Annotated in this window: 21 protein-coding genes; 9 read left to right on the forward strand and 12 right to left on the reverse strand. The window is 62.6% G+C overall.

Going from position 1 to position 22,333, the window contains the following annotated elements; genetic code table 11:
• Positions 1 to 39: 39 nt before the first annotated feature.
• Entirely contained in the window at positions 40 to 786 is a 747-nt protein-coding gene (locus ACH6CX_RS04510; RefSeq protein ID WP_396674966.1) for a VC0807 family protein, read from the reverse strand.
• A 271-nt stretch (positions 787 to 1,057) separates the two neighbouring features.
• On the opposite strand from ACH6CX_RS04510, the gene ACH6CX_RS04515 reads away from it, so the two are divergent.
• From ACH6CX_RS04515 to rluB, 5 genes are all read left to right on the forward strand, one after another.
• The gene (locus ACH6CX_RS04515; protein WP_237063846.1) at positions 1,058 to 1,951 is read left to right on the forward strand and encodes a PHP domain-containing protein; all 894 of its coding nucleotides are present in this window, start codon (positions 1,058 to 1,060) and stop codon (positions 1,949 to 1,951) included.
• 32 nt (positions 1,952 to 1,983) lie between these two features.
• Positions 1,984 to 2,607, forward strand: a complete 624-nt coding sequence (locus ACH6CX_RS04520; protein ID WP_232941542.1) for an L-threonylcarbamoyladenylate synthase — start codon at positions 1,984 to 1,986, stop codon at positions 2,605 to 2,607.
• A 135-nt stretch (positions 2,608 to 2,742) separates the two neighbouring features.
• On the forward strand, positions 2,743 to 3,678 hold the full coding sequence (locus ACH6CX_RS04525) for a ScpA family protein (RefSeq protein ID WP_237063930.1): 936 nt from the start codon (positions 2,743 to 2,745) through the stop codon (positions 3,676 to 3,678).
• 107 nt (positions 3,679 to 3,785) lie between these two features.
• Positions 3,786 to 5,045, forward strand: a complete 1,260-nt coding sequence (scpB, locus tag ACH6CX_RS04530; protein WP_396674969.1) for an SMC-Scp complex subunit ScpB — start codon at positions 3,786 to 3,788, stop codon at positions 5,043 to 5,045.
• Positions 5,042 to 5,920, forward strand: coding sequence for a 23S rRNA pseudouridine(2605) synthase RluB (gene rluB / locus ACH6CX_RS04535; RefSeq protein ID WP_232941544.1), 879 nt, complete (start codon positions 5,042 to 5,044; stop codon positions 5,918 to 5,920). The genes scpB and rluB overlap by 4 nt, the downstream gene beginning before the upstream one ends.
• Before the next feature lie 77 nt (positions 5,921 to 5,997).
• Here the strand turns inward: rluB and ACH6CX_RS04540 are convergent, their stop codons facing one another.
• The 3 genes from ACH6CX_RS04540 to ACH6CX_RS04550 form a co-directional block, all read right to left on the reverse strand.
• Entirely contained in the window at positions 5,998 to 6,708 is a 711-nt protein-coding gene (locus tag ACH6CX_RS04540; protein WP_237063842.1) for an SRPBCC family protein, read from the reverse strand.
• Positions 6,709 to 6,800: 92 nt separating this feature from the next.
• Complete coding sequence (locus ACH6CX_RS04545) at positions 6,801 to 8,174, reverse strand: ATP-binding protein (protein WP_396674972.1); 1,374 nt, start codon at positions 8,172 to 8,174, stop codon at positions 6,801 to 6,803.
• A complete protein-coding gene (locus ACH6CX_RS04550; RefSeq protein ID WP_396674974.1) occupies positions 8,174 to 8,878 on the reverse strand; it encodes a response regulator in 705 nt (234 codons plus the stop codon). The genes ACH6CX_RS04545 and ACH6CX_RS04550 overlap by 1 nt, the downstream gene beginning before the upstream one ends.
• Before the next feature lie 183 nt (positions 8,879 to 9,061).
• On the opposite strand from ACH6CX_RS04550, the gene ACH6CX_RS04555 reads away from it, so the two are divergent.
• The 3 genes from ACH6CX_RS04555 to ACH6CX_RS04565 all read left to right on the forward strand — a co-directional run bounded on the left by ACH6CX_RS04555 (position 9,062) and on the right by ACH6CX_RS04565 (position 10,724).
• Complete coding sequence (locus ACH6CX_RS04555) at positions 9,062 to 9,538, forward strand: Spy/CpxP family protein refolding chaperone (protein ID WP_232941548.1); 477 nt, start codon at positions 9,062 to 9,064, stop codon at positions 9,536 to 9,538.
• Positions 9,539 to 9,793: 255 nt separating this feature from the next.
• Positions 9,794 to 10,345 carry a flavodoxin gene (locus ACH6CX_RS04560; RefSeq protein WP_232941549.1) on the forward strand — a complete coding sequence of 184 codons (552 nt, stop codon included), beginning with the start codon at positions 9,794 to 9,796 and terminating at the stop codon, positions 10,343 to 10,345.
• A 7-nt stretch (positions 10,346 to 10,352) separates the two neighbouring features.
• Complete coding sequence (locus tag ACH6CX_RS04565; protein ID WP_232941550.1) at positions 10,353 to 10,724, forward strand: hypothetical protein; 372 nt, start codon at positions 10,353 to 10,355, stop codon at positions 10,722 to 10,724.
• Between the two features lie 22 nt (positions 10,725 to 10,746).
• On the opposite strand, the gene ACH6CX_RS04570 is transcribed toward ACH6CX_RS04565, so the two are convergent.
• The 3 genes from ACH6CX_RS04570 to ACH6CX_RS04580 form a co-directional block, all read right to left on the reverse strand.
• Entirely contained in the window at positions 10,747 to 12,699 is a 1,953-nt protein-coding gene (locus tag ACH6CX_RS04570; protein ID WP_232941551.1) for a S9 family peptidase, read from the reverse strand.
• 94 nt (positions 12,700 to 12,793) lie between these two features.
• The gene (dapE, locus tag ACH6CX_RS04575; protein ID WP_396674977.1) at positions 12,794 to 13,927 is read right to left on the reverse strand and encodes a succinyl-diaminopimelate desuccinylase; all 1,134 of its coding nucleotides are present in this window, start codon (positions 13,925 to 13,927) and stop codon (positions 12,794 to 12,796) included.
• Between the two features lie 88 nt (positions 13,928 to 14,015).
• Positions 14,016 to 15,299 carry an MFS transporter gene (locus ACH6CX_RS04580; RefSeq protein WP_369413283.1) on the reverse strand — a complete coding sequence of 428 codons (1,284 nt, stop codon included), beginning with the start codon at positions 15,297 to 15,299 and terminating at the stop codon, positions 14,016 to 14,018.
• A gap of 134 nt (positions 15,300 to 15,433) precedes the next feature.
• On the opposite strand from ACH6CX_RS04580, the gene ACH6CX_RS04585 reads away from it, so the two are divergent.
• Positions 15,434 to 16,030 carry a helix-turn-helix domain-containing protein gene (locus ACH6CX_RS04585; protein ID WP_232941553.1) on the forward strand — a complete coding sequence of 199 codons (597 nt, stop codon included), beginning with the start codon at positions 15,434 to 15,436 and terminating at the stop codon, positions 16,028 to 16,030.
• A gap of 57 nt (positions 16,031 to 16,087) precedes the next feature.
• On the opposite strand, the gene dapD is transcribed toward ACH6CX_RS04585, so the two are convergent.
• The 5 genes from dapD to ACH6CX_RS04610 form a co-directional block, all read right to left on the reverse strand.
• A complete protein-coding gene (gene dapD / locus ACH6CX_RS04590) occupies positions 16,088 to 17,119 on the reverse strand; it encodes a 2,3,4,5-tetrahydropyridine-2,6-dicarboxylate N-succinyltransferase (RefSeq protein WP_232941554.1) in 1,032 nt (343 codons plus the stop codon).
• Positions 17,120 to 17,133: 14 nt separating this feature from the next.
• Positions 17,134 to 17,478 carry an ArsC family reductase gene (locus ACH6CX_RS04595; RefSeq protein WP_232941555.1) on the reverse strand — a complete coding sequence of 115 codons (345 nt, stop codon included), beginning with the start codon at positions 17,476 to 17,478 and terminating at the stop codon, positions 17,134 to 17,136.
• Positions 17,479 to 17,488: 10 nt separating this feature from the next.
• Positions 17,489 to 18,157 (reverse strand): endonuclease III, encoded by a 669-nt coding sequence (gene nth / locus ACH6CX_RS04600; RefSeq protein ID WP_232941556.1) that lies wholly within the window; start codon positions 18,155 to 18,157, stop codon positions 17,489 to 17,491.
• A gap of 99 nt (positions 18,158 to 18,256) precedes the next feature.
• Entirely contained in the window at positions 18,257 to 19,429 is a 1,173-nt protein-coding gene (gene dapC / locus ACH6CX_RS04605; protein WP_232941557.1) for a succinyldiaminopimelate transaminase, read from the reverse strand.
• Positions 19,430 to 19,567: 138 nt separating this feature from the next.
• Positions 19,568 to 22,291 carry a [protein-PII] uridylyltransferase gene (locus tag ACH6CX_RS04610; protein ID WP_232941558.1) on the reverse strand — a complete coding sequence of 908 codons (2,724 nt, stop codon included), beginning with the start codon at positions 22,289 to 22,291 and terminating at the stop codon, positions 19,568 to 19,570.
• Positions 22,292 to 22,333 lie beyond the last annotated feature (42 nt).

Raw genomic sequence — 22,333 nt, forward strand, 5'->3', positions numbered from 1 at the left:
GTGCTCTTCTGTCCGGTGAAAATTATTGGAATTTATGGTTCATTGCTGGGCAACAATGTCTTCCAGCTTCAGGCCGGTCAGCTTGCCGATCCGGCGAAACAGGAAAAACAGCGCCAGCATCAGGATTACAGTGGCCGGCAGGGCGATCACCGGAAAGCTCAGGGCCGTCATCTTGCCCAGCTCGGCATTGAACGCCTCGGTTCCCGGCGGGCTCTGCAACAGCACCTTGGCCAGGATGTAATTGAGTGTCGACGACACGAAGAATGAGCCGGCGATCATCCAGGACGCCTGCTGCAATGTCTTCTCGAATGCAGCCTCATTGCCGTTATCGGCAAGCGCCGCGGCCACCCGGGAGGTGTCGAGGATGCGCTCGTTGTACAGCAGCGTCCTGACCAGGGGCCAGGGAGTATACAGTGAGGCGACAGTGGCGATGCCCAGCAGCCCGGGGATGGCCGCCTCCTTGATGGCAATGTACTTGGCGTCGAGCTCCAGCAGGCTGATACCGCCAGTCAGTACGATACTGATGACGCCGAGCGCCGAGAAAAAGTTGACCTTGCCCGAGCGCATCAGGTCCCGTGCGCCGTAGGCAAGCGGGAATGCCAGGGCCACCACGATTGCCCATTTGGTGCCCAGCCAGTCACCCCCGGACAGCTTGGTCAGGATCAAGGTGGGGATGACTATATTCAGCAGCAGGTTGGCGAGCAGGCTTTCGCGCTGGGGCTGCTGTTGCGCCCCGGCGCTGCGCTCGCGGGTAGCGGCTGAACTGGTCGGATTGGTTTCGGTCATGCTCGGTTCCGGTGATAATGCCACGACAGTCGGGTGCAGGTCCTGCGCACGAAAAGGCCTGTCGACCGGCCGTACCGCCTCGCGGCGATACAATGAATGATGCACGGGTCCCTCCTGCGGGACCACCAAGTCGCTTTGCCAGCCCCGGCTGGAGGGGGCTGTGACTGGGCGCGACTGAATTAAATATGACAACAGGATCGGCCAGAGGTTCCGCTGCGGGCGACCCTGCGCCGGCGCAATCGAGCCGGGGTGAGTTCCCCGGGAGGTCCCAATGGTAACAACATATGACGATCCTGCCGCCCGGGCGCTGTCGGGTCGCGTGGACCTGCACTGCCACAGCACGGCGTCGGACGGTATTTTAAGTCCTGAGGCGCTGGTGTCGAGGGCGAAATCCCACGGAGTGTCCCTCCTGGCGCTCACCGACCACGACACGCTGGCCGGGCTGGCCGCCGCTCGCGCCGCGGGGGCTGCAGAGGGGGTGTCGATATTGCCCGGCATCGAGCTGACTGCCAGCTGGGGACGCCGCCAGGTACATATTGTCGGCCTCAATGTCGACCCGGCGTCCGCGGCGCTGGCAAGCGCCATCCGGGAGCGGGAGCGGCTGCGCCGTGAGCGCGCCGCCCGTATTGCAGCCTGCCTCGAGAAGCGCGGTTTCAGTGGGGCCCTCGAGGGGGCCCGGGAAGTGGCCGCTGAAGGCGTTCTGGGGCGCCCACATTTCGCCCGCTGGCTGGTGAATGCAGGCCATGTGGATAGTGAGCAGCAGGCGTTCAAGCGTTACCTGGGAGCCGGCAAGGCCGGTGACGTGATGGTCGAGTGGCCTTCACTGGAAGAGACTGTGGGGTCGATCCGTGCCAGCGGAGGTACTGCAGTGCTGGCACACCCGCTCAAGTACGGGCTCACCCGCACGCGCCTGGCGCTGTTGCTGGAGGCCTTCCAGGCCTGTGGTGGCGAGGCCGCGGAGTTGCTGTGCGGGCGACAGAACCCGGTGCAGACCGCTGACCTGCGGCGCCTGATGGAGCGCCATGCCCCGCAGTTGCGCTGCTCCCTCGGCAGTGACTTCCACCGTCCCGACCAGCCCTGGCGGGAGCTGGGCTGTGTTCACTTGCCGGCGGACGTCGAGCCAGTGTGGAATCTATGGCAAACTAGCGCGGGAGAGCGGGCCTGAGGCCCGTTGCAGCATTGTCAAAGGGGGGAGTAGTGGCGCAGTTTTTCCAGATCCATCCGGAGAATCCACAGGGGCGGCTGGTCAGCCAGGCCGCCGATATTGTCGCGGCCGGGGGCGTGATTGTGTTCCCGACCGACTCGGCGTATGCCATTGGTTGCCGGTTGGGGGAGAAGCTGGCAGTGGAACGTATCCGCGCGTTGCGGCAACTGGATAAACGGCATAACTTCACCCTGATGTGCCGGGACCTGTCGGAACTGGCCAGTTACGCCAAGGTGGACAACCAGATGTTCCGGCTGCTGAAAAACCACACGCCCGGCCCGTACACTTTTATCATGCCGGCCACCGCCGAGGTTCCCCGCCGGTTGATGCACCCGAAGCGCAAGACTATCGGTATGCGGGTTCCGGAAAATGCCATCGTGCAGGCCCTGCTGGAGCGCCTGGGCGAGCCGCTGATGAGCTGTAGCCTGATCATGCCAGGTGATACCCAGCCCCTGACGGACCCATACGATATCCGCGACACCCTCGAGCACCAGGTGGAGCTGGTGATCGACGGTGGCTTCTGCGGACTGGAGGCTACCACGGTGGTGGACCTGACCGGGGATGAGCCGGAACTGGTGCGGCAGGGCTGTGGCCCGGTAGACGAGATTTTCGGTTAACGGAGCCGGTGCAGGCCGCCTTAGCAATGTATAATCCCGCGTTTGCGTTTTTGAAGGGTGGGCAGTGTGTCCAGTGAAGAGTTACTAGCCGAGGCCGAGGAGCAGGTGCTGGCCGAGATTGCCGGGGCTGAAACCGTGGTTGAGGACGGCACCGACGATGACGGCAGTGCCGACGGAGAGACCGGTGCCCATGGCGAAACCCACCCGCGCCAGGACGAAATGCCCTTTGCTATGGTGCAGGGCCAGGCTTTTACCGACCTGCCATCCGACCTGTACATTCCCCCGGATGCCCTGGAAGTGATCCTCGAGGCCTTCGAGGGGCCGCTGGACCTGCTGCTGTACCTGATCCGTCGCCAGAACCTGGATATCCTCGAGATCAATGTCGCCGATATCACGCGGCAGTACATGGCGTATGTGGATATGATGACCGCCATACGCTTTGAGCTGGCGGCGGAATACCTGGTGATGGCGGCCATGCTGGCCGAGATCAAGTCGCGCATGCTGCTGCCGCGGCCACCGGCGGCCGAGGAAGAGGAGGGGGAGGATCCCCGCGCAGCCCTGATCCGGCGGCTGCAGGAGTACGAGCGCTTCAAGACCGCTGCAGAGGATATCGACGAAATGCCCCGCATGGGCCGCGATATCCACCAGGCTGCCGCGCAGGCACCGGACCGCAATATCACCCGTCCGGACCCGGATGTGGACCTCAAGGAGGTGATGGTGGCGCTGGCCGAGGTGCTGCGGCGGGCGGACATGTTCGAGAGCCACCAGGTGGAGCGGGAGAAACTGTCCACCCGCGAGCGGATGACCCAGGTGCTGGACCGGATCCGCCACGGCCAGTTTGTGCCTTTTGTCAGCCTGTTTACCGTGGAGGAGGGGCGCCTCGGCGTGGTGGTGACTTTCCTGGCGGTTATGGAGCTGATGAAAGAATCACTGGTCGAGCTGGTGCAGAATGAGTCCTTTGGCCCCATTCATGTCCGCGCGGCCGGCCAGGAGCCGGACCAGGTGACCGAGCCCGCGGACGAGGCACCGGAGATGGCCGGCGAAGAGGCCTTTGCCGGAGCGCTGGACTGAAGAGCCCCGGCCGCTAACCAGCGCGCACAGTAACGCTGACAATACAGACCCAGACATTGGCAGGCCCGCGCCAGGAGCGCGGGCCGGTTGGACCCAGAGAACGAGAGATGACCATCGCCCCCGAATTGCTGCGCCGTATCGTTGAGGGCGCCCTGCTGGCAGCGGGACAACCGCTGAACGAAGACAAGCTGCTGTCCCTGATTGACGAGGGCGAGCGGCCCGAGAAAAGTGAGTTGCGCCAGGTCCTGCAGGACATTGCCGACAGTGGTGCCGAGCGCGGTTTCGAGCTGCGCCAGGTGGCCAGTGGATGGCGTTTCCAGGTGCCGGAAGACCTGGCCCCATGGGTAAACCGCCTGTGGGAGGAAAAACCGCAGAAATACTCGCGCGCCATTCTCGAGACCCTGGCGATCATCGCCTATCGCCAGCCGATCACCCGCGGCGATATCGAGGAGATCCGCGGTGTGGCGGTAAGCTCCCATATCGTCAAGACACTGACAGAGCGCGGCTGGATCAAGGTGGTGGGGCAGCGCGATGTGCCCGGCAAGCCCTCCCTCTACGCCACCACGCGGGAGTTCCTAGACTACTTTAACCTGCGCAGCCTCGACGACCTGCCCACCCTGGCGGAGATCCGCGATATCGAGAGCCTCAACCAGTCGCTCGACCTGGGTGACGGTACACCCGTCAAACAGGCTGGTGGCGAGCCCGGCGTGGAAGCCGAGTCCGCTGAGGGCGAGGTTGCCGACAGCGCGATCGAGGCTGAAACTGCGGCCGGGGAAGAGACCGCGACAGAAGCCACCGAAGCCGGTGTGGATGCTACCGACCTCGATGGCGTGGATCCCGGGACGGTGAACGTTGAGGGTGAGGAATCCGTTGAAGCAGATGGCGGGGCCGACAGCGGGAATGCGGCTGATCCCGCAGAGAATGATGCTGAACCCGTTGTGGTCGCCGGGGAAAATCCCGCGGACACGATCGACGACATTGTCGGTGAGGATGGGCCCGATGTGGATGTGAGGCCGGCCAGCATGGAAGATGCTGCCGCCGGGCATGGGCTGGATGAGAACGATGAGACGGTCGGGGAGACGGTCGGCGTCGACGAGGATGCACCCGCAGTGGCCGGGAGTGACGATACTGTCGACGAAGGCATGCCCGAAAGCGCTGGAACCGGTATCGAAACTGTGGCCGATACTGGAACTGCCGCCGCGGAGGAAACCTCCGGCGGGGCGCCCGGGGCAGATGGCCAGTCCATCGCCGCTTCCCTGCCAGCCAGCGCGCTGTTTGGTGGCACTGTGGATGCCGAGCAAGCGGAAGAAGAGCCCGGTGAGGGCGAATCGCAGGAAACTGCGCAACCGGAAAATACGAATACATGAGTGAAGGTACCGCGCCTGCGGGCGAAAAACTGCAGAAAGTCCTGGCACGCGCCGGACAGGGATCGCGGCGCGAGATGGAGCGAGCCATCGAGGCCGGCCGCGTCACAGTCAACGGGCAGGTGGCGAAGCTTGGCGAGCGGGTTAGCGATGAGGACCGGATTGAACTCGATGGTAAGCGTGTGGGACTCCAGGAGGAGGAGCGGTGCCGGGTAATCCTCTACAACAAACCGGTAGGGGAAATCTGCTCACGGCATGACCCGGAGGGGCGACCTACCGTCTACGATCGACTGCCGCGCCTGCGTTCCGGGCGCTGGATTTCCGTTGGTCGCCTGGATTTCAATACCAGCGGCCTGTTGTTGTTTACCAACAGCGGCGAGCTGGCACATCGGTTGATGCACCCCTCGTCGGTGATCGACCGGGAGTACCTGGTGCGCATCCAGGGTCATGTGGACGATGAAATGAAAGAGCGCCTGCGCACCGGCGTATTGCTGGATGATGGTGTGGCCCGCTTTACCGATATCGTGGAGAGCGGCGGTGAGGGGAATAATCGCTGGTTTTACTGCGTGGTGATGGAGGGGCGCAACCGTGAGGTGCGGCGCCTGTGGGAGTCCCAGGGCGTGCGGGTAAGCCGTCTCAAGCGAGTCCGCTATGGCAATGTATTTATTCCGTCCCAGGTGCGTGTTGGCCAGTGGATCGAGATGGAGCCGGCGGATATCGATGATCTCTGTGTTACTGCGGGATTACCCAAGCTGGGCCAGCGCCCGTTGACCCAGGCGGAAAAGCAGAGCCTGCAGCGACAGCGCCGCAAGCTGCGCAAGCCGCCGGCACAACGGCGCCAGCCGGGCAGGGCCGCGAAGCCCGGGAGCAAGGACTGAACTGTTTGCCCGGTTACCCTTGACGTAATAAAAAAGCCCACATGTGTGGGCTTTTTTTCTGCCCTGGCATTCCTGCCTCAGCGACCGTGGCGGTTTTCCTCCACTGCCTCCTCACTCTCTTCCTGGATAATTTCCGTCTCCATATCCCCGTCCATATCGCCCGGGTCGACTTCCATGCCGGAGTCGGGCCCGGACTCGGGCGTGAGGGCCTCGTCCGAACCGCTGTCGACCTCCGCCTCGCTCCCGGCTGCGGCCTCCGGGGTATCGGCAGATGACTCGATATAGTTTTTGAGCTTGTTGAGGCCGCGCTCGTAGGATTCGCCCACCATATTCTTCACGACCAGGCCCATCCAGCGGGCAATGGGGCCGCTGCCCATATCACTGTTGAAGTTCCAGGTCACGTTGGTACCACTGCCCTGTGGTTCCAGCTGCAATTCGGCCATGGCGGTACCCTGGGCGCCGAAGTCCAGGTGGGTGCGCACCATGGAGTTGGTCTGGCTGTCGATAATGGTCTGGCTGCCGCGACCCACATTGGGGTTTTCGCTGCTCCAGGACATCTTGTTGCCGACGCCCTCAGCGGGGCCGCTGTAGATGTAGTCGGTGGTCGGGTCGATGGAATACCACGGCGACCAGTTATTGAAGTTGCGCAGGTTATTCAGCGTCGGGAATATCGCTGCCGGTGGCTTGTTGATATAGACACTGCGTTCGACGGTGACTTCACGGGGGAACAGGAAGCCGGCCAGGACCAGCAACACGAGCAGTCCAATGATGTAGAGAATCCAGCGCATAGCGGGGCCTTTTTCAATTATCGGTTTTCTTCGCGGAGTTTAGCGCCTCGCCGGCCACAGGCCAACGTGTACACGACCGCCGCGTGAACTGGCTACATATCGAACGCGACCAGCGGCAGCATCACTTCCACGCAAAGCCCGCCGCCAGCGGCATTATTGGCGGAGATTTTTCCGCCGTGTTGCTGGATGGTGCGCTGGGCAATCGCAAGGCCCAGGCCGACGCCACCGCTTTCGCGGGTGCGGGCGGTATCGGTGCGGTAGAAGGGCCGGAAAATGGCCGTGAGTTCTTCTTCCGGGACGCCCCTGCCACTGTCCTGCACGCGGATACGGCAGGTCTCGCCGGTGACCTGCACTGTGGCGATTACGCGACTGTCCCGGGGGCTGTACTTGATTCCATTGCGGAGGATATTCTCCAGCGCTGCGGTCAGGCTGCTGCCCCGGGTGGCCACGAGCAGCTCGCCCCCGGAGGGGGTGAGCTCGATGGCAATGCCTTTCTGTTCTGCCTCGTGGCGCAGGTCCTCCTTGAGTGCACTGAGCAGGCCGTTGATCTCCACCACATCGTCCAGCTTGCGCTCTTCGCCACCTGCCACCGGCAGCGAGAGAATATCGGCGATGATTTCCTCCAGGTAATCCGCTGCCTTGCCGATCTTCTCGAGCTCCGGGTCCAGGCCGCGGGTATCCTTCTGCCGGGCGATACCCAGCGCGACCTGCAGGCGCGCCAGCGGCGAGCGTAGCTCGTGGGAGACATCCTTGATCAGCCTGCGCTGCTCGGCCATTGATTCCTGTACCTGGGCGGTCATGGAATCAAAGTCCCGCGCCAGGTCCGCCAGTTCGTCGCCGCGTTTTTCCAGGGCGGGGGATACCCGGTAGTCCAGTTCACCGGCGGCGACCCGCCTGGTGGCGGTGCGCAACTTGTCCAGGGGACGGCTCAGGTACCGCGCCAGCCAGTAGCAGACGGCACCGGAGGCGAGCATCGACAGCAGCAGGATGGGCCAGAAGTTGCGCCACAGGAACAGTAACAGGAGTTCCTGCTTGCTCTTGCCGGCGATAAACGCCACGCGCAGGCCACCGCGCTCGCGCAGGGGAATAAAGAACCCCACCGTGGGTTTGTTGTCCACCATCATGCGCAGCTCGCGGTTGCGAAAGTGCAGGTTCTGGAACAGTGGCGCCATATCGGACGGGATCGGGCGCCCGAGGATCTCGGTTCCACCAGGGCCCAGGGCGAATACGCGGTCGCGAAACTCGGGGGGCTGGCGTTCCAGCCAGTGACGGAAGTGCATCGGGCCGTGGCGGCGTGCCCGGCGCATGTTGCGCGTCAGTTCACCCACCATGGCGGAGACTTCCCAGCGGTCTTTCTGCCGGGGGTCGCCAAACTCGCCCATGTGGGTGACGTAGATGGTGGTAACCACCATCACCATGGCAGTCAGCCAGGCGCCGAAAAACATTTTCCAGAACAGGCTGCGCATCAGGCTTCCGCGCTTTCGGTAAGCATGTACCCGGCCCCGCGGATATTGATGATCAGGTCGCGACTGGCGCCGTGCTCCGCCAGCTTCTTGCGGATATTGCTCACGTGGACATCGATGGAGCGATCATAGGGCATCAGCTTGCGGCCCAGTGCACTCTCGGTCAGCGTCTCCTTGTTGACCACTTCCCCGGCACGTTGGACCAGGACTTTCAGCACTGAGAACTCGGCTCCGGTGAGGGACAGGGCGCTCCCGTGCCAGAAGGCCTGGTGCTGTGATGTGCGCAGGCTGAGGGGGCCACTACTCAACTGGTCCTCGTCCGCCGGGCGCTCGGCGCGGCCGCGGCGGAGCACGGCGCGCAGCCGTGCCGCCAGCTCGCGCGGGTTGCAGGGCTTGGGCAGATAGTCGTCCGCGCCCATTTCGAGACCGACGATACGGTCGACGGTGTCTCCCTTGGCGGTAAGCATGAGCACTGGCAGGGACCCCGCTGCACCGCCTTCCTCGCGAAGTTTGCGCAGCAGTTCGAAACCGTTGTGCACCGGCAACATGACGTCCAGGACCAGTGCATCGAAGCCTTCGCCGCGGGCCAGCTCCAGCCCGCGACCGCCATCGTTGGCTACGGTTACCCCAAAGCCCTCGCCGGAGAGGTACTCGTCTAGCAGGTCGGTCAGTTCTCGGTCGTCGTCGACCAGCAGGATTCGGTTCATATCGGATTCCATGATCTCAGTGCGGTCATTATATTCATAGCCCGCCCCCGTGGACTGCCGCAGCCGGGTCGTTTTACCGTTCTTAACAGTTGTTTACCCCCCTTTGCCCCCATTTACCCCGTGCGGGCCTACTATGCACCTACCGACACAGAACAACTCACACCAAATTGAGAGGAATCAGTTATGCAGCGGAGCAACTGGAAGAAGTTCGCAGGTAGCCTGGTCCTGGCCTCGGCCGTCGCTGTTCCCGGCATTACGCTGGCGGGTGACCACGGAAATCACCATGGCAAGGGGCATCACCACCAGGAGATGTTTGACCGCATGGCTGACAAGCTGGAGCTTACCGAGGGCCAGAGGGCGCAGCTGGAGGCCAATCGTGAGGCCGGTCGGGAGAAGCGGCGCGAACTCCGCAAGGAGATGCACGAGCTGCGCAGCCAGGTTCGTGAGGCCCTGGATTCGGGGGCAGACCAGGCGACCCTGGACAGCCTGGCGGCAAAACTGGGTGCACTCGAGATCAAGAAGATGCAACAGCGGCACGAGCGCCACGAGCAGTTCCAGGCAATCCTCACTGACGAGCAGAAGGCCAAGCTCGAGCAAATGCATAGTGAGCGCAAGGAGCGCTGGAAGGAGCGTCGCAAGCAGCGCACCGACAGCGAGTAAAGCGCTATCCAATCAGTCAAGTAACCGTCCTGTGCGAAGTGCCGGGCGCGCCCCAACTGCCCGGCCGACGCGCCATCCTTGCCCCCGCCATGCGGGGGTTTTTTATGCCTGGCGGTACGGCCAGGTGACTGTCGGCAGCCGCGCTTGCTGTAGGCAGGTATTGTTGGGAAAATACCGCGCCTCGCCAGGCGGTGCAGCCTGACCATCTGGTCATGGGTGTTCGCATGCGGTGAAAGTCTGTTGATAGGAGTGTTTGTGAGCAAGATCGGCTTGTTTTTTGGCAGTGATGAGGGCAACACCGAGGGTGTGGCCGAGCGTATCCGCGCCCGCCTGGGCGAGGAGCGTGTGGAAGTGCATGATATTGCCGATGTCACGCAGCTTGAAATCGCCGGGTACGAGCAGCTCATTTTCGGTATCCCCACGTGGGACTTCGGCCAGATCCAGTCCGATTGGGAGGAATTCTGGGAAGATGTCCAGGAGATCGACTTCACCGGTAAGACCGTGGCGCTATTCGGGCTGGGCGACCAGTTTGGCTACGGTGACTATTTCCTCGATGCCATGGGGATGCTGCACGATGTGATCGTTGCCAACGGCGCTGCAATTGTGGGGCACTGGTCGACAGAGGGATACGAATTCGAGGCCTCAAAGGCCGAGATTGAGGGTGAGGGCCGCTTTGTCGGGCTGGGCATCGATGAGGACCAGCAGGAAGAGCTGACCGCGGGCCGCCTGAACCAGTGGTGCCGCCAGATCGCACGGGAATTCGGCCTGCCGGGTGGCGCGGACAGCGTTGCCGCGCTGGATGACTGAGCCCGCCATGCAGACGACACTACCCTTTGACGAGTTCTGGGCATGGCTGGCCGACCACCCCAACTGTATCCTGCGGGCCGGTACCGCCGACTCGGTGGTTTACGATGACGACGATTACCACTGGCGGTTCAGTCGCGAGGATGCGCGCACGCTGCTGGTCCAGGTGGTGCGGGGCAAGCGCCTGGTGGCTGAACTGTTTATCGAGCCGGAGCATGTGAACACCGTGCAGGTGAGCCCTGGCGAAAAGGGCGAATTCAATTTTGACTTGCTGGTAGAGGTGCAGGGGCAGCCACAGGTGGCCTATTACTTTGTCATGACCCACGGCCTGGAAGAGCCGCAGCAACATGTACCCGGTGGTTCGCGCGGACGCCTCCACTGAGGCGCCCGCACCCGGTGCGTAACTAGTCCCTTGCCTTCCGGTTCTTCTCGGTGGCACCCACACCGATGTGCTGGTCGAGGAATGCCAGCAGCTGGCGATACAGTTTCAGGTTGTTCTCTTCGCTGTAAAAGCCGTGTCCCTCATCCGGTACGATCAGGCTTTCCACCTGCCGTCCTTCCTCCTCCAGCCGCTCCAGCAGGGCTTCGGCGTGCTCGACCGGCGCGCGCTCGTCCTGGCCGCCATGGGCAATAAACAGTGGCAGGTCCAGCTCTGCGGTGTTGTGCAGCGGTGAATGGGCCCGCAGGAATGCCTCGTCCTCGCCGAGCTCCTCGGCAAGGTAGGCGATGCCACGGTCCCGCCGCTGTATATCTCCCCGGTCGAACATCATCGCCAGGTCGTAAACGCCCACATAACCTGCTGCGCACTGGTAGAGATCGGGGTAGCGAATGGGGTTCATCATCGCGGAGTAGCCACCAAAGCTGGCGCCAAAGATGCAGATCCGGTCGCCGTCGGCGTAACCCTGTTTCACCGCCCAGCGGGCGGCGTCGGCAATATCCTGCTGGATGTCTTCGCCCCATTCGCGCCGGCCTGCATCAAAGAACGCATCGCCGTAACCTGTGGAGCCGCGGAAGTTGACCTGCAATACCAGGTAGCCATTCTGGGACAGGATCTGCGCCTCGCGATCGTAGCGCCAGTAGTCGCGGGCGTGGGGGCCGCCGTGGGGCATCACCACCATCGGCAGGTTCTCCCCGCGGTCCCGGGGGAAAGTCAGGTAGACGCCGATACGCAGGCCATCCTCGGTGGTAAAGGAGTCCGCCTGCATCGGGTTCAACTGGTCTGGCTGCAGCCATTCGGCCGAGGGCAGCAGGAAGTCCGCCTTCCTGGATTCCAGGTTTACCAGGAAGTAATCGCCGGGCAGCCGGTCACCGGACACACGGAGCACGCCCCTGGTGCCATCTTCGCTGAAGCTGGTGAAGTCGATTCGGTATCCGGCAAAGGCTTTCTTGAGGCCACGGAAGAATGCCGCGAAGCCACCGTTCTCATCGAAGAACTCTGCCTTTGGTTTGCCCGGGTCGAGGTAGATACCCACGGGCCGGCCCGAGCTCGGCTCGTGGATCACCTCGGTGATATCGGTGAATTCGTGACTGTACACCGGGGTGACTTCACCGGTTTCCATCTGCAGCCGCACCAGCTGCTCGGTCTTGCCCGCCCGGTTGATAACCAGGTAGGCAGCGTTTGCCTCGTGATCGAACCCTACCGGTGTGCCGGTTTCCAGCAGCGGGTTCCCGACTTGTTCCCAGCCAACCTCTTTCTTGCGGTACAGCTGGTAATCGCCCGAACGGTTGGTGCCATTGGCAAACAATAATTCGCCGCGGCCATCGGTGAAGGCGCGCCCGCCTACCTGCGGGAGGCCTACAACGCGGTCCTTCACCCCGGAATATATATTGATACGCAGGACTTCGCCGTGGGTCTCCCAGTCCCGGGCCCAGGGATAGGTGGAAACCAGGATTTCCCTGTCGTCATCCGGCAGGGTATCGATCAGGGTTGCGCGTGCCCGGGTGCTTTCTGCCCGCTTTATACGGGAGCCGGCCTGGTTCTCGCCGGCTGCCCAGCCAAAGATATTCTTGCCCCGGGAGCCATCGTAGTTGATTGCATAGAGGGAGCCATAGCTGACAGGCGCCTCCAGGGCGGCCCGCCGGGAAATTACCTCGGCGACCACGCGCTCATCGTTGGCCCAGTAAAAGTCGCCGACCTCTTCCTTGCCGCGAAAGCGCAGGGCGCCGGTCACCTCGAGAGGGGAGAGTGACATAAAAACCAGCACCCGCTCGCCCTCATGCAATTTCTGCACTGCGATATGGCTGCCATCAGGGGAGAGTTTTACCTGCTGGATCTCGGCGTGTTTTACCAGGTCACCAAGGGGCACCCGGGATGCAGCCCAGGTTGGCAGTGACAAAAACAACAGAAAAACCAGCATCAACCGGCGTCCTTGCATAATGGGCTTCCTATTCAGGTATCGGATCCATTATGCAACAGGCCCCGGGCCGGACAAGCCGGCCGGGTGAACTGTGTCACAGCATCAGATTACACAGTATTTCACGGTACATATCCTTAAGGCGATCCAGGTCCTCTGCGCGTACACATTCATCCACCTTGTGAATAGTGGCGTTGACCGGTCCCAGTTCCACCACCTGCGCGCCGGTCGGTGCGATAAAGCGACCGTCCGAGGTGCCGCCGGCGGTGGACAGTTGTGTCTTTTCGCCAGAGACAGACTCGATCGCCGACTGGGCCGCTTCCACCAGCGGGCCGGCAGCAGTCAGGAAAGGTTGGCCGGAGAGCTTGAAGTTGGCCTCGTACCTGAGGCCATGTGAATCGAGAATCGCGCAGGCGCGCTGTTGCAGTTGCTCTGACGTGGTCTCGGTGGAGAAGCGCCAGTTACAGATGACTTTGACTTCGCCGGGGATCACGTTGGTGGCACCGGTACCGCCGTTGATATTGGATACCTGGAAACTGGTGGCCGGAAAAAACTCATTGCCGTTGTCCCACATTTCCGCAGCCAGCTCCGCCAGTGCCGGGGCCAGCATGTGCACGGGGTTTGCCGCCAGGTGAGGGTAGGCCACATGGCCCTGGGTCCCGAAGACAGTGAGTTCGAGTCCCAGGGAGCCGCGGCGCCCGTTCTTGATCACGTCGCCGACCCGATCGGTGCTGGAGGGCTCCCCCACTAGGCAGCAGTCAATTTTCTCTCCCTGTTCCTGCAGCCACTCGACTACCTTGACGGTACCGTCGGTGGCCGGCCCTTCCTCGTCGCTGGTGATCAGGAAGGCGATGCGTCCATTGTGGTCGGGGTGCGCGGCGATGAACTCTTCGCAGGCGATGACCATTGCCGCCAGCGAGCCTTTCATGTCCGCGGCGCCGCGGCCATAGAGGTAGCCATTTTCAATGACCGGTTCGAACGGAGGGTGTTTCCAGTTGTCCTCGGGGCCGGTGGGTACCACGTCGGTGTGGCCGGCGAAAGCAAATAGCGGTCCCGCGCCGCCGCCGTTGCGCACAGCCCAGAAATTGTCGGTGTCGCCACGGCGGAGGTACGTGGTTGTGAAGCCGATTTTTTCCAGGCGTTCAAGCATCAGCGGCATGCAGCCGGCATCGTCGGGGGTGACGGAACGAAGGCGGATCAGGTCGCTGGCAAGTTTCAGGGTCGGTGTCATGATTCTTCCATAGTGTCTGACGGGGGGCCGGGGCACGAGACTGCCCGCTGGCACCCTAGCTATTTCTCATGCTGTCAGCAAGCTGTTGTTAGCCCGGCCCCGGGGACTCGACGGAAATCCCGGCCGGGTCTTCAGGTAGCGTGGCTGTTGTCTCTATTTCCATAATCGCCCGGACCATTGTGGCGGCGCCTGCGGCGACCAGGCAGGTGACGCCACCGGCCAGGTACCAGAAGCGGACACCCATTACCTCTGCCACAGGTGCTGCCAGCGCGAGTCCAAGGGGGGTCATTGCACCTGCCACGCTTGCCACCAGCGTAAAGATGCGGCCCTGGTAATCGGGCGGAACCGTGGCCTGGAGAATCGCGTGAATGGATCCGTTGACTAAAGACGTGCCTGTGCCAACCAGCAGCATGGAGACCAGGGCCACAGAAAATATCTCGGCGGGCGCCAGGCCCAGGCTGATCACCGCTATTCCCATCGCGGCGAGCCCGAAAAGTGCGGTAACGATGCGCCGCTCGAATCCACCCCAGATTCCCAGCAGCACGCCCCCGGCGATAGAACCGGCGCCGAAAATCATTTCAAGCCAGCCGAGTTGCAGTGCTGTGCCCTGCAATTCAGAGATGACAAAAAGCGGCAGCAGCACGAACGCGGGCACAGCGACAAGGTTAACGCCGGCGGCCCCGCACAGCAGGTAAAGCTGGCCGCGATGTTTCCCCAGGTACCGGAAGCCCAGGGCCATGTCCCCCAGGAATGAACTGTCTGTGCTCTGGCTCGTAGCCGGCTGTGGAACCCGGATGAAAACGAGGGGCGTGATGGCGACCAGTGCTGTAATGACATCAACCAGCAGGATACTGCTCATTGGCAGGGCCGCCACCAACAGGGCGCCCAGGGGGGCCGAGAGCAGGGGCGCGCCACCCTGCAGGGCCTGGTTGAGGCCCTGGATTCGGCTGAGAAGGGATGCAGGCACCATCAGGGTCGTCGAGCTTGTCATCGCTGCGGAGTGAAAACTGGCCCCGATAGCCCGGAGGCCCAGTGCCACCATGAGGTGGGAGACCCCGATGGCGTCGGTGAAATACAGGTAAGCCAGCCAAGCGGAGACCAGTGCGACGGCGCCGTCGGCGACCAGCATGATGTACTTTCGGTTCCAGCGGTCCACGAAGGTCCCTATGAGAGGGCCGAGCAGGACCTGGGGGAGAAGACCGACAACTGCTGCGGTAGCCAGTGTGGCTGCTGAGCCCGTTTCTGCTGTAAGCCACCAGATCAGGGCAAACTGCACCGCCTGGCTGCCGAGCAATGACAGGGCCTGGCAGCTCCAGAGGAGCCAGAATGGTTTCGCGGGGGGTGTCCTTTTACTCAGGTTGGCGTCTGTCACGGTAACGTCCTCTGTTTTATTCAGTTATGCTTGATTATTAAGCAGGCGGTGATTATTCATGTTGTACTGAATAATAGCAACAGTTTGAATGTGTGTTAGTATCCGCCGGACATGGGTAATGGGGAGAGAAATCTGTGAGTGAGAGTGGCGGCTATATCCTGAACGACCTGGAGCAGGTGCGATTATTGGCGCATCCCCTGCGCAGCCGCATCCTGATGGTCTTCTGTGGTGGCGAGTTCACCACCAAGCAAGTGGCAGAAAACCTGGGAGAGAGACCCACAAAGCTCTACCACCATGTGGAGATGCTGGAGAGGGCCGGGCTGATCCGCAAGACCCGCAACCAGCAGAATCGCGGCACCGTCGAGCAGTACTACGAGGCTATCGCCAAATCCTTCCAGGTTGATCCGCAGTTATTCTCCGGGGAGGCCGCCGGTGGGGATGTACCGGGGGTATTGCTGGAAATGTTCGCGGGAACCGGTAGGGAGATGGCTGAGCTGTTTCCGAGCGTGGCGGCGGTCGATGCAGAAGATGAGGCGGTTCTCGGCCATCTGGCTGTTAACGCCGAACAGGAGCATATCGACGAGCTGCGCCGGCGGATTGATGCGGTTTTCGACTACATAAAGTGGCTGGGCGAACATGCCGAGGGGGAGGGGGAAGAGCCGAACCGCTGTTTCCGGCTGGCCCTTGCATTTTATCCCCTGGATAAATCAAGCAGTGAACAGGGGCAGTAGCTGTCCCTGAGGGCAGCCCGGGGAGCGACTGCCTGCAGCGCTCGCCGGGCACCGGTGTCAGTTGCTGTGCAGCGCCTCATTGAGCTCTACTGCGCTCTTGTTGGTCAGGCACTCCACCGCGCCGTTGGTGGAATTGCGGCGGAACAGCAGGTCTGTTTTGCCGGCAAGGTCACGGGCCTTGACGTGCTCAACCAGCTTGCCAGTGTCGTCCAGCAGGGCCACCTTGGTGCCGGCGGTGAGATAGAGTCCTGCCTCCACGGTACAGCGGTCGCCCAGGGGGATACCGATACCGGCATTGGCGCCCAGCAGGCAGTTCTTGCCCACAGAAATCACGATGTTGCCGCCACCAGACAGAGTGCCCATGGTGGAGCAGCCACCGCCGAGGTCAGAACCGGCACCGACGAAGACGCCTGCAGAGATGCGACCCTCGATCATGCCGGGGCCTTCGGTGCCGGCGTTAAAGTTGACGAAGCCCTCATGCATGATGGTGGTTCCCTCCCCCAGGTAGGCGCCCAGGCGCACACGGGCGGTGTGGGCAATGCGCACGCCGCCGGGGACCACGTAGTTGGTCATCTTCGGGAATTTGTCCACACAATCCACGTCCAGCAGCTCGCCCTTGAGGCGCGCTTCCAGCTGGCGCTGGGGCAGCTCTTCCAGGTCGATGGCGCCCTGGTTGGTCCAGGCGACATTGACGAGCTTGCCGAAAATACCATCGAGTTTTGTCTCATGGGGCTTCACCAGGCGGTGGGACAGCAGGTGCAGCTTGAGGTAGGCCTCGGGCACCGACTCCGGCGCGGTGTCGTCCTGCAGGAACACCGCCACCAGCGGCCGCTGGGTGCTGGCAAACTGGCGCAGCACTTCCGCCTGATCTCCGGCGCCGGCCGCTTCCATTCGTTCCGCCAGGGGCTCCAGCTGGGCCGGGTCCAGGGCAGCACTCTGGTTACCGCTGTCTATACCGAGGGTTTCCCTGACAGCCGTTGCCACTGCCGCGTCGGGTTTGAGCATGGGCCGGGGGTAAAAAACCTCGAGCCACTCGCCTTTGCGGTTACAGGTGCCGACGCCGAATCCGATGCTGTATGTATCGCTCATGGGTGAATGCTTCCTTAATTGACCAGTTCTTTGAATGCCGCTTCCCTGAAACCGAAGAGGACGCCCTGGCCGGATACGGTGACCGGCCGCTTGATCAGGGTGGGGGCTTCCCGCGCGGCAGTGAGGGCCGATGGGTTGTCCATGGTCTCCTTCTGCGTATCTTCGAGTGCGCGCCAGCTGGTGGAGCGGCGGTTCAGCACCTGCTCCCAGCCATAGTCTTCCAGCCACTGTTGCAGCGGCACGTTGTCCATACCGTCCTCGCGGAAATCGTGGAAACGGTATTCGACCCCGTTGGTTTCAAGCCATTTGCGGGCTTTTTTCACGGTGTCGCAGTTTTTGATGCCGTAGAGAGTAATCATTCGAATACCACTATGCCTTCTTGGTTTTCTTGGGGTTCTTGCGTGCCGGGTAGCAGGTGGTGCAGATTTCACACACGGTGCCGTCACAGCCCCGCGCGGAGCAATATTCCCGGCCGTAGAAAATGATCTGCAGGTGCAGGCGGTTCCACCGGTCCCGGGGGAACAGGCGCTTAAGGTCCTTCTCGGTCTGCGCCACATTCTTGCCGCTGGTCAGCCCCCAGCGCTGTGCCAGCCGGTGGATATGGGTATCCACCGGGAAAGCCGGGTGGCCGAACGCCTGGGCCATCACCACGCTGGCGGTTTTATGGCCCACGCCGGGCAGGGTTTCCAGTGCGGCCATGTTCTCGGGCACCTTGCCGTGGTACTCGTTAACCAGGATCTGGGACAGCTTGCTGATCGCCCTGGCCTTTTGTGGTGACAGGCCGCAGGGACGGATTACCTGCTGGATTTTTTCCACTGGTACCCGGGCCATATCCGCAGCGTTGTCGGCCAGCTGCCACAGGGATGGTGTGACCTGGTTGACGCGCTCATCGGTACACTGGGCCGAGAGCAGCACCGCCACCAGTAAAGTGTACGGATCCCTGTGGTCGAGCGGGACCGGGGTTTCCGGGTAGAGCTCCTCGAGCTTGTCCAGGATAAAGTCGACCCGTTCCTGCTTGAGTAAGTTTTTTACTGCCATGAAGTTCTGTCTTCTGCCTGTAAACGGCGCCGGGCCGTCTACTGGTTTTTATGCACCGATGAGGGGCCGATGGCCCCGGCTGCCCGGAGCTGTCCGGGATCAGCCGCAGAATGCGCGAATACGCCGGGCGGCCTCTATGCACTCTTCCAGTGTCGCTACCAGGGCCATGCGTACATATTCCCGGCCCGGGTTGCTACCACCGGACTCGCGCGCCAGGAAGCTGCCCGGTAACACGGTGATGTTCTGCTGCCGGAACAGTTCCCGGGCAAATCCTTCGCCGTCGCCGACGCGGGGCCAGAGGTAGAAGCCTGCCTCGGGTGCTGAAACATCGAGGCAGCCGTCCAGGGTTTCAAGTACTGCGGCGAACTTTTCCCGATATAGCGCCCGGTTTTCCTTCACGTGGGTCTCATCGCGCCAGGCGGCGATGGAGGCGTGCTGGTGCGGCAGTGGCATGGCGCAGCCATGGTAGGTGCGGTAGAGCAGGAATTTTTCCAGTACCTGCGCGTCGCCGGCAACAAACCCCGAGCGCAGGCCCGGGAGGTTGGAGCGCTTCGAGAGGCTGTGAAAGACCACGCAGCGACTGAAGTCATTCCGGCCCATGGCGCGGCAGGCCTGCAGCAGCCCGGGAGGCGGGGCGTCCTCATCGAAATACAGTTCCGAGTAGCACTCGTCGGACGCAATGATGAAATCGTGGCGATCGGCGAGGTCAATCAGCTGTCGCAGCGCATCCTCGTCCAGTAGCGCCCCGGTCGGGTTTCCCGGCGTACACAGGTAGAGCAGGTCGCAGTCCCGCCAAACCCCTGCCGGCACTGCGCCGAAGTCGGGACGAAAGCCGGTCTGCGCGGTGCAATTCAGGAAGAAGGGCGAAGCCCCTGCCAGCAGGGCCGCGCCCTCGTAGATCTGGTAGAAAGGGTTGGGCATCAGAACCCTGCTGCCCGGTGAAGCGACAGCCTGGGCAAAGGCGAACAGCGCCTCGCGGGTGCCATTGACCGGTAAAACCTGCGTATCGGGGCAGACATGCTCCAGCCCGAACCGCGCGCGGAGCCAGTCGCCGATGGCACCACGCAGGTCGTCGAGCCCCTTGGTTGCCGGGTAGGCGGAGAGCTGGTCCAGGTGCGCCACCAGTGTCTCGCGGACAAAATCAGGTGCGGGGTGCTTGGGTTCACCGATCGACAGCGCAATGTGCGGCTGGTCGGCCGGGACCAGGCCGGCTTTCAGCTTCGCCAGCTTGGCAAAGGGGTAGGGTTGTAGCTTTTCCAGGTTAGGGTTCATCAGTCTTTCTTTTTTGTGGCGGCGCATTGCGGTGCGTCGCTTTCGTCTCCGGCAATCTATGCCAGCCTGGCGTCGTGGCGGTGCACGGCGTTGTTTTTCAATGTGGTCAAAGTGCCTGCAGGTTGGCAGTGTAACCGCTTACGGTGCCTGCTGGATTGTCTGGTGCGCATCCAGCTCCCGGCAGATGGCTTCCTCCAGTTGCCGGTTGGCCTCCTCGTCCTGCAATAGGTTCCCGGCCGCGTCGGTGATATGGAAGATATCCTCGACACGCTCACCCAGGGTGGAGATCCGGGCGTTATGCAGTTGCAGGTCGTGGTCGACAAAGATCCGTGCAATGCGTGCCAGCAGGCCCGGCCGGTCGGCACTGGTGATTTCCAGGGTGCTGTAGTGATCGCCAGGCTCGGTAGTCAGGTGGGCGCGGGTCTCCAGCTCGAACATCTTCAGGCGCCGTGGCGTACGGCGCTTGATCACTTTCGAGTAGTCCTCCACCAGCGCCAGCTCCTCCTGCAGTGTGGTGCGGATCTGCTCCAGTTTTGCCGGATCCTCCAGCAGTGGCTGGCCGGATTCGTCCAGCACGTAGAAGGTGTCCAGGGTGTAGCCTGCAGCCGAGCTGTACAGGCGGGCATCGTGGATATTCAGGTTTAGCATGTCGAGGCCGGTAACCACGGCCGCGAACACGTTGGCCCGGTCGGGGGTATAGACAAAGATTTCCGTGGCCCCATCGTGCTCGCCGGGGCCGGAGTTCCGTGTCAGAACCAGGGTGTCACTGGTCTCCCCTTTCTCGTTGGCGCAGATCAGCTGGTGGATCGCTGCCGTGTGCCAGGTGATGTTGTCCGCACTTTCCCGGACGAAATAGTCCTCGCCCATCTGGGACCAGATATTCTCCACCGAGGATTGCGGCAGACCCATGGCCTGCAGCTTTTCGCTGGCCTGTGCCCGGGTCTCTTCAATGATCTCCTCGCGGTCGATCGGGTTTTCCAGCCCGCGGCGCAGGGCGCGGCGGGTGGCCTGGTAGAGCTGGCGCATCAGGCTGGCGCGCCAGCTGTTCCAGAGCTCGGGATTGGTGGCGTTGATGTCGGCCACGGTGAGGGCGTAGAGGTAGTCGAGGTGCTCGCGATCGCCAACCTCGCGGGCAAAGCTGTGCACTATCTCCGGATCACTGATGTCCTGCTTTTGCGAGACGGCACTCATCAGCAGGTGTTTCTCTACCAGCCAGCACACCAGCCGGCGATCGCGGGCGGGCAGGTCGTGGCGACGGCAGAAGGCGTCAGCATCGCGGATTCCCAGGATGGAATGGTCGCCGCCGCGGCCCTTGGCGATATCGTGGTAGAGGCCGGCAATATACAGCAGCTCTGGCCGGCGCAACCGCGCCAGGATCTCGGCGGCGATGGGGTACTTCTCCCAGGCCTCGGGACCGCGGAAACTGCGCATATTACGCACTACCTGCAGGGTGTGGGCGTCCACGGTATAGATATGGAACAGGTCGTGCTGCATCTGGCCGGTGACGCGGCCGAACTCGGGCAGGTAGCGGCCGAGGATGCCGTAGCGGGTCATCCGCGTCAGCTGGGTGGACAGGCCGCGCGGTGAACGCAGCAACTGCATAAACAGTTCCGCATTGTGGGGGTCGGCCCGGAAGTGGTCGTCGATCAGGTGGCGGTGCTCGCGGATCAGGCGGATGGTGGAGGCGCGTACTCCCTCGATCCGTGGGTTTTCCGCTGTAAGCACAAAGATCTCCAGCAATGCGGACGGGTCCTCGGTGAATACCCGGGTCTGGGTCACCTCGATGGTGTTGTCGCGCAGCTGGAAGCGCTCGTTGATGGGGGTGACGCTCTCGCTCTGGCCGCGTTGCAGGATGGCCTCGTCGAGGAACTGCAGCAGTACGTCGTTGAGTTCCCGCAGGGCCATTACGATGCGATAGTAGCTGTGCATGAACTGCTCAACCGCGAGGTGGGTGTCGGTGTCGACGTAGCCGAACTGCCTGGCCAGCTCGCGCTGGTAGTCAAACAGCAGTCGCTCCTCGGCCCGCCCGGCCAGCAAATGCAGGCCGTAGCGCACGCGCCAGAGGAAGTCCTCACCCGACTGCAGGATGCCGAATTCCTCTTCAGTGAAGAATCCCTTGCCCTGCAGCTGCTTGAGTGTACGCACACGGAAATAGCGCTTGGCTACCCAGCCAATGGTCTGGATGTCCCGCAGCCCACCGGGGGCATTCTTGATGTTGGGTTCCAGGTTGTATTCGGAGCCCTGCTGGCGATGGTGGCGCTCGTTCTGCTCTGCGACCTTGGCAGCGAAAAACTCATCGGCTGCCCACAGCCTGTCGGGAGTCATGCGCCCGGCCAGTTGCGCGCGCAGCTGGTCGTCGCCAACCACCGTGCGACATTCCATCAGGTTGGTGGCCACGGTGATATCGCGGCCGGCCATCTCCAGGCATTGCTCGAGGGTGCGTACGGAGTGCCCGATGTCCAGCCCCAGGTCCCAGAGGAAAGCCACCAGGCGTTCGATATTGTCCACCACATGGCCGTCGGGCTGGCCGTCGGTGAGGATCAGCAGGTCGATATCGGAGTGGGGGTGGAGCTCGCCGCGGCCATAGCCGCCCACGGCCAGCAGGCTGATGCCCGCGGGCCACTGGTACTGGTGCCAGGCGTAGTGGAGCAGGCAGTCGACGAACAGTGCCCGCTCGTGCACCAGGGTGCGTACATCCTCGCCCTCGCGGAAGCGCTGTTCCATCTGCGTATCGGCGGCGCCGGCAGCATCCTTGAAAATTTCCAGGGCCGGCTTGTCACCGGCGGCCAGGGCGCGCCGGAAGCGGGCCTGGTCGAAGAAGAACAGGGGGCGGGTGAAGTAGGGGGTGTTCGCCAGCTGCATCGGACAGTTCCTTGGGATCATCGTCGGCGGCAAGTGGCCGGG

The sequence above is a fragment of the Microbulbifer sp. JSM ZJ756 genome (genome assembly GCF_044383805.1).
GTDB lineage: Bacteria > Pseudomonadota > Gammaproteobacteria > Pseudomonadales > Cellvibrionaceae > Microbulbifer > Microbulbifer zhoushanensis.